Origin of the sequence: Arthrobacter sp. KNU40 (assembly GCF_051515115.1) — a bacterium.
In the GTDB taxonomy this organism is placed as follows: Bacteria; Actinomycetota; Actinomycetes; order Actinomycetales; family Micrococcaceae; genus Arthrobacter.
The window spans coordinates 2155038-2167316 of sequence record NZ_CP195850.1 but is presented as its reverse complement, the minus strand read 5'-3'; the positions used below and the strand labels follow the sequence as shown (position 1 = coordinate 2167316).

Annotated in this window: 10 protein-coding genes; all 10 read right to left on the bottom strand. The window is 60.8% G+C overall.

Annotated features, from left to right (window positions below; genetic code table 11):
- Nucleotides 1–17: 17 nt before the first annotated feature.
- Nucleotides 18–1355 (bottom strand): MmgE/PrpD family protein, encoded by a 1338-nt coding sequence (locus tag ACSKT0_RS09985; RefSeq protein WP_437773591.1) that lies wholly within the window; start codon nt 1353–1355, stop codon nt 18–20.
- Between the two features lie 2 nt (nt 1356–1357).
- On the bottom strand, nt 1358–3487 hold the full coding sequence (locus tag ACSKT0_RS09980; RefSeq protein WP_437773590.1) for an acetate--CoA ligase family protein: 2130 nt from the start codon (nt 3485–3487) through the stop codon (nt 1358–1360).
- A 509-nt stretch (nt 3488–3996) separates the two neighbouring features.
- Nucleotides 3997–4809: an N-acyl homoserine lactonase family protein gene (locus ACSKT0_RS09975; RefSeq protein WP_437773589.1), complete on the bottom strand. Its 813-nt coding sequence runs from the start codon at nt 4807–4809 to the stop codon at nt 3997–3999.
- Between the two features lie 11 nt (nt 4810–4820).
- Entirely contained in the window at nt 4821–5939 is a 1119-nt protein-coding gene (locus ACSKT0_RS09970) for a zinc-binding dehydrogenase (protein ID WP_437773588.1), read from the bottom strand.
- Nucleotides 5936–7384 carry an aldehyde dehydrogenase family protein gene (locus ACSKT0_RS09965; RefSeq protein ID WP_437773587.1) on the bottom strand — a complete coding sequence of 483 codons (1449 nt, stop codon included), beginning with the start codon at nt 7382–7384 and terminating at the stop codon, nt 5936–5938. The genes ACSKT0_RS09970 and ACSKT0_RS09965 overlap by 4 nt, the downstream gene beginning before the upstream one ends.
- 1 nt (nt 7385) lies before the next feature.
- On the bottom strand, nt 7386–9104 hold the full coding sequence (locus ACSKT0_RS09960; RefSeq protein WP_437773586.1) for a flavin-containing monooxygenase: 1719 nt from the start codon (nt 9102–9104) through the stop codon (nt 7386–7388).
- A 37-nt stretch (nt 9105–9141) separates the two neighbouring features.
- Nucleotides 9142–10584, bottom strand: a complete 1443-nt coding sequence (locus ACSKT0_RS09955) for an aldehyde dehydrogenase (protein ID WP_437773585.1) — start codon at nt 10582–10584, stop codon at nt 9142–9144.
- A gap of 22 nt (nt 10585–10606) precedes the next feature.
- Nucleotides 10607–11572 (bottom strand): PDR/VanB family oxidoreductase, encoded by a 966-nt coding sequence (locus ACSKT0_RS09950; RefSeq protein ID WP_437773584.1) that lies wholly within the window; start codon nt 11570–11572, stop codon nt 10607–10609.
- 11 nt (nt 11573–11583) lie between these two features.
- Nucleotides 11584–12030 carry an SRPBCC family protein gene (locus tag ACSKT0_RS09945; RefSeq protein ID WP_437773583.1) on the bottom strand — a complete coding sequence of 149 codons (447 nt, stop codon included), beginning with the start codon at nt 12028–12030 and terminating at the stop codon, nt 11584–11586.
- 29 nt (nt 12031–12059) lie between these two features.
- Nucleotides 12060–12260 (bottom strand): ferredoxin, encoded by a 201-nt coding sequence (locus tag ACSKT0_RS09940; protein WP_437773582.1) that lies wholly within the window; start codon nt 12258–12260, stop codon nt 12060–12062.
- Between the last annotated feature and the right edge of the window lie 19 nt (nt 12261–12279).

Below are 12279 nucleotides of genomic sequence, written 5' to 3'. Positions count from 1 at the left end.
TGCACTCTCCAGACTGCTCAGAACTGCTCGGTCAACTCACTGATGGAGGCCAAATCCGCGATGCCGCGGCAGGCTCCAAAGATCTTTTCCGCGGCCGACCGATCAATCGCTCGGCTCGCGCACATCATGAACTTCTCTTCCACTTCTGTTGGGGTAAACCATCGAGCACGCTTCCCAGGCGCGAGGGGAACGAACTCCGTGTCGGAGCGCCCGTCGGACCAGGACACCGAAATACGCGTCGCGAATTCGCTGTCACCGGCGACCTCGGCCGACTCGGTCACCATGATCGCCGGCAGCAAGGATTGAACCGCCGGATCCCGCACGGCGGCGTCGGTGAATGAGTCGAGCGCGATCGCGCCCCGTGTCAGGGCGCTGGCAACGCAGTACTCCATGCTGAACTTGCCTTCAAGGCCTGACCACGGACGGTCATAGACCAAAATCTCCCGCGAGTAGGCTGGCGTATCGACGCGAACCTGGGCGATGTCAACATCGCGATGAGCGGTATTGCGATGGAAGATCCGGAGCGCGGCCTCGATCGCGGGATGTGTTGCTCCACAAGAGGGGTAAGGCTTGAGCGCCAATCCGAATGCAGATACGGTCTCCCAGTCCTCGCCGAGCGTGTTCCAGCACTCGTGCTGCGCCGCCTCTGTTCCATCCCCGAGCACATCGAAGAACCCGAACTTCCCGTCCAGGGCATTGGCCGACGCAGTCAGCCCATAGGAAGCGAACTCGACCGCTCGAATACCATTCGACGCTGCGATGCCGGCGTGCAGCGGCTTCGTCATCGTGCCGAAGTTTGCCCTAAGCCCACTAGCCATCGACGCCGCAATGCCGAGCGCGGAAACCGCCGCCGAATCGCTGCAGCCGCTGAGGACGATCGCAGCGACCGTGCTCGCGATCGTTCCAAACGTCCCGGTGGTGTGCCAACCGTGCAGGTAATGACCCATGTTCATCGAACGCCCAAGTCGCGCCTCCACCTCAAGGCCAAGGGCGTACGCTCGGAGGGCTTCTCTGCCGGACGCTGCCGGGTGCGCGAGAATTGTCGCGACAAGATGTGAACTGGGATGAGAGTACGCGGGGTGATTCGTGTCGTCGAAGTCCAGCGCATGGATCGCCGTGCCATTGAAGCACGCCGCCGACGCTCTGTCGCGGCGCATTCCGTGTCGCCCGATCAAGGCGTGATTTCCGTTGTACTCAGCGGTCGCCGCGACTATTGAATCGCACGCGGGCTCAATACTGCCGGCAATACCGACTCCGATCGCGTCAGTGAGCGCGTCGGTGACTGTGTTCCGCACGTCGGCGGGCAGGTCTTCGTACTTTATCGATTCGACAGCTCGGAGGATCTCATTCAACATGGTCACACCATCGTTTCTGCAGGAACGTCCGTCATGCCGAATGCGATTCGGTCAGCTGTTCCCGAAACAGTGAGGACGTCGACAGCAGTCGATCCGTGCGCCCCGACGATAAGCGGGTTGATCTCGATTTCCGCTCCCGGCCCGCCAGCGCTATGGAAATAGTCCGCGAGGGCGTACGCGCTGCTGATAACCGACTCAATGTCACACGAGGTCGCGTTGCGGTATCCGGACAGCACGCTCCACACCTGAAGCTCCGAGACTGCATTTTGGATCTGTTCTTTGGATGCCGGGATGGGGAGAATCACGATGTCCTGAAGTAGTTCGGCCAAGACCCCGCCCGCGCCGATGACAAGCAACGGCCCAAAGTCCGTATCCCATCGCGTAGCTAGGAGCATCTCGACTTCGCCGGCTGCCATCTCTTGAACAATGCACGGCACATCCGATCCGACGACCTTCGCGTAGGCGCTCCAAGCGTCCTGAAGGTCTTGCGTAGACTCGAGTCCGACGTGAACGAGGCCCAATTCAGTCTTGTGTTCGGCGACGTCCGACGGCGCCTTAAGTACGAGGGGAAAGGCTAGCTCCGACAGAGCGGGGTCAGCCATAACACCGTCCCATGTGCACCACCGCGGGGTCGCGATCCCGAGGTCGCCGAGCATTTGCATGCTGGAACGCCAATCATCTGGGACTGCCGGATGATCCGGTCGTTCGTCCGGTTCAGGCAGTCGTTCCATCGACACGTTTGACGTGTTGTCGGCCCAGTCGTAGAGCCACCCGGCGATCTTGATAGCTTGTGTCGGATCCTCGGCATGGAGCAGTCCGTTCGAGGTGATGAGCCGACGCACAGTGTCGTCGACTCGACCCAGAGTGCTGATGATCAACGGCTTTCGTTCGTGCAGATCTGTGCGGTCGACAATGCTCGAGATGTGCTCACGCAGAATGCCCTCCGCTCCGTTTGCGTATTGGATGATGATGCTGTGGGTGCTGTCGTCGGCGCCAACGATATCCATGACCGCCTCAAGCATCTGCGGTCGTCCGACCACTTCCCCAGTCACATCGATGGGGTTCTTGTGATGTCCGAACTTCGGCAGGACCTGCTCCAAATTAGCTTCCGAATCGGAACTCAACGAGGCCATCGGTACATTGAGTTCATCGGCCGCGTCGGCGAGAAGTGCGCGACTTCCGCCGGACAGGGCGATGACGCTGACGCCACCGGCTGCGGCGTTATTCCCTCTTGCTGGAACAGCTGGTGCGACCGCCGCCGCTTCAGTCGCGGTGATCAAGTCCGCGATCGAATGAACTTGCACGATCCCCGTCCGTTTGAGCATTTGTGTGTAGACGAACGAGGGTGCCGACAAGCGGCCCGTATGCGTCGCGGTCGCTTGTTTGCCGAGATTCGACGTTCCCGCACACAGTGCGACGAGCCGGATGTTGCGTCTGGCCGCCCGTTCACCTAGCCGGCGCAGCCGCGCGCCGTCTGAAAGTGCTTCAATGAATAAAGCAATGACCCGGCTCGAGCCCTCATCGATCATGAATTCCAGGTAATCTAGCGTTGTAAGATCCTGCTCATTCCCGGTGCTGACGAAATACGTGCATCCAATTTCTCGGTCTTGCAGTTGACGAACACACGCGGCGCCGATGCTGCCACTCTGACTGATGACGCTCACGGGTCCGGGAAGAAGCCGCGATCGATTCGCAGCACTACCGAACGTCAACGCAAGATTTTCCGGCACCGACCAGATGCCTTCGCAGTTCGGCCCTACTATTCGAATACCCGATTGTTTGGCGGCTTCCGCGAGTTCCAGGGCCAGATGGGCTGACGCCCCATCCTCAGAGAAGCCCGAGCTGCAGATCACAGCGAATTTCACCCCGGCATCGCCGCACTCCTTGACCGCTCCAGGCACCAATGGCGCCGGAAGCAGAATAAGGGCAACGTCTATGGGCTTTCCGATCGCCGCGACGTTCGGATAGGCGGTGATTCCGCCAACTTGCGCGTGTTTCGGATTGACGGCATAGATCTCGCCGGTAAACGGATGTTGCAGGAGTCGTGAGAGTGCCCGTCCCGAGAGCTTCTCCGGGTCGCTCGAGGCACCTATGACACAAACGGACGAGGGCGAGAACAGGTATTGAAGCATGCAGCCACTGTATCTTAGTACGTACTATAGAACAATAGGTTTTAGTTCCCGTATTTAGCCCATTTGGACCCAGGAATCGAATCGGCCGCGGACAGTCGAGAGCAGTGGCCAGAAAGCCCGCCATCGTCGACGTGGATTCCAGCAGTTTCCGCAATGCAATACCCGCAAGAGGTTTCAGCGTTCGTCTAGTCCCCTGCTGGGCGGCGGAACACCCACTGCGAGCGAAGGAACAGAAGGCCCTTTCCGGGGTCTGGAGTGTGGCGGCACAACTCGTCCCTTCGCTGCGGATTCGGCACGAAGTTTCCGTAGCCTGGTGGGGCCGGCTTATCCACGCCACGGGCGCAGGTAGGTCAACACGCGGGGACGGTGGCCGAATCGCGAAGCGGAACTGATTCACGGCTTCTGCGCTTGGGCGGATTCGCGGAGAGCGATCGGCCTGATGCGGCCACGTTTGGCCGACGCTCAGACAATCGCCTGACGCGCGGAATCGATCGGGGCCGCCCCGGATCCTACTGAATTTGGAATACCCGAGGGGTGCGGCCCGGCTGCCAGGGTGTGTCGTTCGTACCGAACACGTCGAATACCTGGGGGTCGTGGCCCGGGACGAGGCTACTACGCGCTCCGCCGGTCAGAGTGCGGATTCGGTCGTAGGTGTCATACATGGCCGGTAGGTCGGAGAAGACGGTGAACGGACGGTTGCTGAACACTTCGCTGTAGTAGTGGGCAGCATCCGCGACCAGGAGGAGCCCTCCGACGCCGCCGATCTGGAGTCCGATCTGCCCCACCGAGTGACCGGGAAGGTGCCGCACCATGATTTCCGGTGTGATTTCGAAACCCTCGGACACAAAGTCCACGCGGCCGGATCGGATTGCGCGAACCAGGAAAACAATATCGTCGAGTTCGACGATTGAGTTGAACTGCTCCCGAGCCAGATTGGGCCCAGTCCAGAATTCGACCTCTTTGGGGTGGATCGCGATCCGGGCGCTCGGGAAATCTGGCAGCCCTCCGGAATGGTCGTAGTGCAAGTGCGAGACCACTACCGTGTCAATCTCAGAGGGGTCGAAGCCTAGCTCCCTGACGCCGTCTGCGACGGAACCCATGTAGGTGAGCCTGCGCTCTGAGGCAACAGCGCTCGATGCTCCGGTGTCAAAAAGGACCAGCTTGTCGGACTGCACGATCAGCCAGGCGAAAAAGACGATGGGGCGTGGGCCGTCGGGCTCGTTGTACGTTTTGAACCGATAGAACTGATCGGAATCGGTACGTTCATCCTCCGCCCACGCGATCGCATACACCTGTGTGCCTGCTCCTCGAATTCCTGGCATTGCACCCAACCTCAGAAGGAAACCGCGGGCTTGATCTCACCCTCGCCCGCCATGGAGGCGATCGCGTCATTTATCTTAGCGAAAGGCCTCACGCTGCTGATCATTCGATCCCAGTCATACCTGTCGGCGTTCCGGCTCAGGAAATCGAGTCCGCGAGCGTAGTGGTTCACCGCGCCCGACACCGAGCCGACTATCGTGGCGTTTTTGACGACGATCTGACTTGGATTCACCGGAATGCTATTCGCGTGGAGTTGCCCCACGAGGACGTATCGACCGCCGCGGGCCAGCATCGCCAGTCCTTCGGTGAAGGCTGTGGTGGCCCCAGACGCCTCAATGACGATATCCGCGCCACGCCCTCCCGTCAGGAGTCGCGTCAAATCAGTTCGTTCCTCGGCCGACGGCACATCCGAGATGTCGATAACGTTGTCGGCCCCCCACTCCCTGGCCAGAGCAAGTCGAGCGGAAGGTCCACCGATAACGGTGATCGAGGAGGCACCGGATTGTCTAGCTAGGGCAACTGCGAACAAGCCGAGAGGTCCGACCCCTTGGATAATCACCGATTGCCGTCCATCGATCCGCCCCAGTCGATCGAACGCGTGGACCATGGTTCTCAGGGCGCACGACGCGGCCGACGCCACGGCATCAGAGACATTCGACGGAACCAGAACGCGCCCGGATGTCGGAAACACGTACCCGTACTCTGCGAATGTGCCGTTCAGGTGAGGGTATATGTCGGGACCTGCGGACATGTAGCCGCGCCGACGCTCACACAGTGTCGGCGATCCCTCGATCGTGCACTGGCGGCAACTGCCGCAGAATCCGTGTGTCCAGATGACTCGGTCGCCGACCGCGAGACGGTTCCCGACCGAGTCGTACTCTGTGTCGTTGATATCCACGATTTCGCCCACTGCTTCGTGGCCGGCAACGATGGGAAGCGACTTTCCTACGCTTGTGGATGCCATCGCGTGACCCGCGCACAGATGCACGTCGGTGCCGCACACCGTTGCCATCCGGGTCCTCACCAACAGCGCATTTGGTTCGAGTGTCGCTGGAATCGAGACAGTCTGGATCTCGAGTGGGCTGCCGTACTCCACGAGAACTGCGGCTTGGCACTCCATAGTCTTCATCATGACTCTTCCCATACCTTCATCTGGATGCTCTTCACCCGTGTCATCTCCAAGAACCCGTCGATTCCGCTGACCCTGCCGTATCCGCTTTCGCCGTAACCACCGAAGGGAAACGCCGGATCTGTTCGCCGGTACTGGTTCACCCAGACGGTACCGGCGTGCAGCCGTCGACTGACACGGAATGCGCGGCTCAGGTCACGCGTCCACACGCCGGCCGCGAGACCGTATGGTGTGTCATTGGCGATGCGCACCGCCTCGGCCTCGGACGTTGCCGCCAAACATACAAGAACCGGTCCGAACACCTCCTTCTGCGCTACTTGCGAGTCGGCCGGTACGCCCGACACGACGGTCGGAGGATAGAAGTTGCCGCTGAGTTCTCGCACACCGGGCGCCTCGACAACCCTTCCGCCTGCCCGCCGGGCAGACTCGACCAGTCCGGAGACGTATTCGCATTGGGCCGCACTGATCAACGGACCAACATCGGTTCGAGGGTCCCGCGGGTCCCCGACGCGTGCGCCGACCACCGCAGCCTCGACTCGCTCCCTCACTTCATCGAAGACGTCGATATGGACAATCGCGCGAGACCCCGCAACGCAGCTCTGGCCGCTCGAACTGAGGATGCCGGCGGCAATCGCTTCGACCGCGCTGTCCAGGTCGGCGTCTGGGAAAACCAAGTTTGCGCTCTTGCCTCCGAGCTCGAGTGTCGAGGGCACCAGGCGTTCGGCACCCTTGCCGGCAACGATCCGCCCGGCCTGCGGACCACCGGTGAACGCAAGCCTCGCGACGTCGGGATGATCGCATAGCGCGGCCCCCACCGAAGCACCGTCCCCCGAGACAATATTTACCACCCCATCCGGGAATCCGGCGTCGGCGAACAACTCGGCCAACGCGAGGAGCGAACAGGGCGCCAGCTCGGAGGGCTTGATCACGACGGTGTTGCCGGCTGCGAGGCACATGCTGGCGACCTGGGCGAGCAGGACCGAGGGAGAATTCCACGGAACTTGCACCCCGACGACTCCGTACGGCTCACGCATCGTCACGCTCACCACGGAGGGGTCGGTCCCGAGGGGGCTCGTGAACGGGAAGGTCTCGGCCACCGATGCTGCATACCGGTACCATTGCGGGCTTTTAAGGATCGACCCCGATACCTCCCGGATCGGTTTTCCGTTATCGGATGACTCCAGCAGTGCGAGTTCCGGCACGCGGGCCTCGATCAAGTCGGCCAAGGAGCGAAGGCAGCGAACCCGCAGGGCGACATCCGTTGCCCATCCGGAAGATTCGAACGCGCTAACGGCGGCCCGCACGGCCATGTCTACATCCTCGGCGTTGCCATCTGGGTACGTCCCGACCACGTCATCGGTGTACGGATCCCGCGACTGTGCCACTGCGCTCGAGAGAGCAGGCAGGAGTTTGCCGTCAATCAGCATTAAGAACGAGTGAAGTTTCATGTCAGATGACCGTACTGCTCAGCGACATTCCGAACCGGGTCTGCAGGTTCGGGTCGTTCGGGGGGCCCGGCCAGTCGTCGGAGGACGACAGGACACGACCATCTCCGCTCAGGACTCGGAACCCTGGATACCGATCCTCGGCGACGGACTCGCAGATGATCCGATACACGTTGACTCCGCCAATATATGCGAGGTAGACGCGGGGCTTTCCTGGGACGTTCGCGCCGACGTACTGGGTGTCGTCCCGAGCGATAAGCGTGCTGTTCACCGTTTCTGCGACGTGCTTGGTCCAGAGCGCCTCGGCGGGCGCCGCGACCTCTACCTCGTCGCCGGCGGCAGATTCAATCGATGCTACGAAGGCGCAGAGCCAATCGACCTGTTGTTCGATCGAGATCAACACATTCGCGCGAATGGACGGGCTGCCCGGCGCCGCTGTCATGAACATGTTTGGAAAACCGTGGGTCGCCACGCCCAGATAGCTGTTGTGCCCGTTCTTCCACTTTTCGGACAACGCGATGCCGTCCCTGCCGATAGGGTCGATCGCCAGTAATGCACCAGTACCTGAGTCGAATCCGGTGGCGAGAACGAGCATATCGAGCTCGATCAACCGACCTGATTCTAGTTCAACGCCTGTCGCGACTACCCGGGCGATGGGGTCTTCGGCGATATCAACGAGGTGGATGTTGTCTAAGTTGAACAGCTCGAAGTAGTTATCCTCGTTGAGGTGCCGCCGTGAACCTATGAAATGTGTCTTAGCGCAAAGCTTTTCCGCGAGTTCTGGATCCTTCACACGTCGTCGTATGTCGGCGTGCAGGTACGCGGCTACCCGGCGGTTGGACTTCTCGTCGGTCACGAGGTCGCTGATGCCGTTGAGGATCGCGGGGCCTCCGATCTTCCAAAGCTGGTCCAGCAGCTCGAATAGTTGCTCATCGGATAGGTCTTTGATCGGACCGACGGGGACCTCACAGAGCGTTCCGGACCCAGATTTGTGGACCTTTTCCCAGAATTCCGGATACCCGCGTTTTATCTCGCGCATATCGTCCTCGGAGAGAGGCCGGTTTCCGGACGGCAACGCGTAGTTCGGGGTTCGCTGAAACGCGAACAGCTCGTCGAATGGCTCGCACGAGCCGACCTGTGTCACGATCTGCATGCCGCTGGATCCGGTGCCGATGACACCGATGCGCTTGTCTGTGTAGTCGACGGCCTCACGCGGCCACTGGGACGAGAGATACATCTCACCGCCAAAGGAGGACAACCCGTCGATGGTCGGCACGATCGGCTTGGAGTATGGTCCGGTCGCCAGGATCAGGTACTTCGACGAGTAAGCCCGCCCACCATTTGCGGACGACGTGGAGACGTTCCAGTGGTGATTACGCTCGTCGTAGGCAGCGCCAGTCACCTCGGTGTCGAATGAGAATGCATCGCGAATGTCGAGGCGGTCGGCCACGAAATGCGCGTACCGCTCGATTTCTGGCTGTGCGGCGTAGCGTTCGGACCAGTCCCAGTTGCCCCAGATGTCCTCTGAGAAGGAAAAGGAGTAGTTCGCGCTCGGGATATCGCATCGGGCGCCCGGGTATCGGTTCCAGTACCAGGTGCCGCCCACATCCGATCCCTTCTCGATCCCGAGGACGGTCAGACCGATGCCGCGGAGCTTATAGGCGGAGTACATTCCAGCCCATCCAGCACCTACGACGATCGCGTCATAGTCGGTAGAACTCATTTTGGTGCCTTTCATTACTGCCACTTCGTACGGCAGGCTAATTCTTGAACTGAATCAGTTTCTTCTCGAGGAACGTGTCCATGCCTTCGACGTTGCCCTCCCGACCGATGCCGGATTGCTTGAATCCACCGAACGGTTCGACAGTGCACATGTCCCACGAATTCACCGAGACCTGGCCTGTGCGGATACGACGGGCCATGCTCTCGGCCAAGGCGTCATCGTTTGCGTAGACGGCCCCCGACAGGCCGTAGTCCGAATCATTCGCGATGTCTATCGCTTCTTCGATTGAATCGAATGGGATCACCCCAACTACCGGCCCGAAGATCTCCTCGCGCGCGATTCGCATGGAGTTGTCCACCTGGGCGAAGAGGGTGGGTTCGATGAACCACCCTGTCGGGAGGTGACGTGGACGACCGCCGCCGGTTACTAGTTTGGCGCCCTCGTTCTGACCGATAGCGACATAGCCCTCAACCCGGTCGCGCTGCCTTTCCGCGATGAGCGGACCGAGGTGCGTGGTCGAATCGCGAGGGTTTCCAACGACGACACTCCGGAAAATCTCCGCGAGCGCATCCGTCACCTCGTCGTGACGGTGGCGAGGAACCAGAATGCGGGTCAGCGCCGCACACACTTGGCCCGTGTGTCCGATCCCCGCGAAGGCCAGGTCGGTCAACATGCGGTCCAGGGGTACGTCGTCGGCGATTATTCCGGCGGACTTCCCTCCAAGCTCAAGAGCGACCCGGGTGATGTTCTGACCACATAGACTCATCACACGCTTTCCGGCGGCGGTGCTGCCCGTGAAAGTCACCGCGTCGACCAGCTTGTGGGATACGAGGTGTTCGCCGAGTTCGCGACCGCCTGGAAGGATGCTTACTACACCTTCGGGCAGACCGGCAGCCTCGATGGCCTCAGCGAGGATCATGGTGCTGACCGGGCTCTCCGGGGCAGGCTTGAGAATCACCGTACACCCCGCGGCGAGCGCCTGACCCATCTTGCTCGACGCCGAACAGATCGGTGCGTTCCACGGGATGATGACCGTAACGACGCCCACCGGTTCCTTCACAAGCACACCGTGGCCGCCCGGCCATTGGCGCTTATCCTCCCAGGTCACTCGCTCGGGAAGACTCGCGTTGTCATCCCACATATCCATCGCGCGCTCGTGGAACGCGGAGGAGGTAGCGAGCGGCGCTCCTACCTCGGAGACGAATGTCTCCTCGAGCTCTTCCCGCCGTTTCTTGACCTCTTCGCCGATACGCCGCAGATAGGAAGCCCGCTCCGCGGGAGCCAACCTGGGCCATGGACCATGGTCGAAGGCGTGGCGGGCGGCGCGAATCGCATGCTCCGCGTCGGCGATGGAACTATCGGGTACTCGAGCGATCACTTGCTGAGTCACGGGCGAGATGACCTCGATGAACTCGCCTCCTGCGGGCGCCAGCCACTGGCCGCCGATGAACAGTTTGTCGAAGCTCCTGATGTGGTCCATGTTCTGATCCTCCTACGAATGTTTACAGGTCTAGGGTGAGAGTGCTACCAGCGGAACGCGATACGCAGACGATGATCGTTTTGCCGGCGTCTCGTTCGTTCTTTGACAGAACCGAGTCACGGTGCTCGGGGATACCGGCCAGTACCCCGAGCTCGCAGCTTCCGCAGGTGCCCTCCTCGCACGAGGAGTCGACCTCGTATCCGGCCTTCACGAGCGTCCCAAGTATCGAGCATTGTGGCCCGACGGTGAGTTCCTCCCCGGTCGAGGCTACGGTGACCAAGATGGCTTGATCGTCGGGGCGTGCAGAGTTCGGCGTGCCACGGAACCGCTCCATGTGTAGCTCGTCTTCGGGGTATCCCAGCTTGTTGTATGCGCTTTCGACCGCATTCAGGAGTCCCTCGGGTCCACAGCAGTAGACGTGCTCGCCTGGGCGCCGATGGTTGAGTAGGTAGTCAATGTCGGGGAACCCGTCAGTGTCCTGGGGAACGATGCGGACCTTCTCGCTGTACGTCTCTCGCAGGTGGTCGACGAAGCTCATCGAGCCCAACGATCGTCCGCCGTAGACGAGACTCCAGTCGACACCGGACTGTTCGGCCGACGCGATCATCGGGATCAGTGGAGTGATCCCGATGCCACCGCCGATGAAAAGGTATTGCTGGGCCTCGACGAATTCGAATCGGTTGAGGGGTCCGGTGACGATGATCTTGTCATCACACGCCAACTGCTCGTGGACGTACCGCGAACCGCCGCGGCTATCCGGTTCCTTGAGCACTGCGACCTGCCAGCGGGAAAGGTCCTCTGGGTCTCCACACAGTGAGTACTGGCGCTTCCACTTGCCGGCAAGATCCATCTCGATATGGGCGCCGGGCGTCCACGCGGGAAGGTTTCCTCCATCGGGTCGTGCTAGTTCGATGAGAAGCACCGATTCCGCTACCGGTTCGAGGCGAGTAACGGCGACTCTTGTCCGGTGTTGCGACTGCTGGGTCATGGGGTTGCCTATCATAATTCCCGGGAGTTCACCGTTCCGAGAACGGTATCCAAGTACTCTTGCAGGCCTGTCAGGCCTGCTCTGTACATCTGCTCGACTAGTGCCGCGGTCGCGGCGCTGGAATCGTCCTTGTCGAACCGCGCCGACCACGACACTTCCGACTCGTCAGCACCGCATGGGTTGACGGTGAACGTGGACGTGAAGTTCGACATCTTGAGCGGCCCGTCGACATACGCGTAGCTGTAACTGCGTTTGCTATTGTCGGTCGCGGTGATCTGCTCGACGATCACCGCGCCTCCTTCCAGAACTGCCTCACGCATTTGGCTTTCGAGCTTCGAAGACACGATGCCTGGGTGCCAGAGGTGGATGGAAGCCGGACTTTTGGCTACCTCCCAGACCTTGGTGGCCCCATGATTCATTCGAATCGCTTCTGAGATGATTTCCTGTTTCTCCAACATGATCGTCGTTCCTATCTAGCCGTGTGGTTCTAATCCTCGAGAATGGTGATCGCTCTTTCGGGGCATGCGCGCACGCCGACCCGGGCATCTCGTTCCAGCGCCGGAGCGATCACCCGGTCCTCGTCTCGGCTGTCGCAGAATCCGTCGTCGTCCGACTGGAACACTTCAGGTGCGCGCGAGTAGCAGCGCCCGTGTCCGGTGCAGAGGTGGTCTTCGACTCTCAGTTTCATGGTGATACTCCCGCGATGA

Bases quoted from the DNA above. Each gene is read 5' to 3' on its own strand.
- ACSKT0_RS09975 (WP_437773589.1), bottom strand. From the start codon at position 4,809: ATGCCAGGAATTCGAGGAGCAGGCACACAGGTGTATGCGATCGCGTGG.
- ACSKT0_RS09965 (WP_437773587.1), bottom strand. From the start codon at position 7,384: ATGAAACTTCACTCGTTCTTAATGCTGATTGACGGCAAACTCCTGCCT.
- ACSKT0_RS09940 (WP_437773582.1), bottom strand. From the start codon at position 12,260: ATGAAACTGAGAGTCGAAGACCACCTCTGCACCGGACACGGGCGCTGC.
- ACSKT0_RS09960 (WP_437773586.1), bottom strand. From the start codon at position 9,104: ATGAGTTCTACCGACTATGACGCGATCGTCGTAGGTGCTGGATGGGCT.
- ACSKT0_RS09955 (WP_437773585.1), bottom strand. From the start codon at position 10,584: ATGGACCACATCAGGAGCTTCGACAAACTGTTCATCGGCGGCCAGTGG.
- ACSKT0_RS09985 (WP_437773591.1), bottom strand. From the start codon at position 1,355: ATGTTGAATGAGATCCTCCGAGCTGTCGAATCGATAAAGTACGAAGAC.
- ACSKT0_RS09950 (WP_437773584.1), bottom strand. From the start codon at position 11,572: ATGACCCAGCAGTCGCAACACCGGACAAGAGTCGCCGTTACTCGCCTC.
- ACSKT0_RS09945 (WP_437773583.1), bottom strand. From the start codon at position 12,030: ATGTTGGAGAAACAGGAAATCATCTCAGAAGCGATTCGAATGAATCAT.
- ACSKT0_RS09980 (WP_437773590.1), bottom strand. From the start codon at position 3,487: ATGCTTCAATACCTGTTCTCGCCCTCGTCCGTTTGTGTCATAGGTGCC.
- ACSKT0_RS09970 (WP_437773588.1), bottom strand. From the start codon at position 5,939: ATGATGAAGACTATGGAGTGCCAAGCCGCAGTTCTCGTGGAGTACGGC.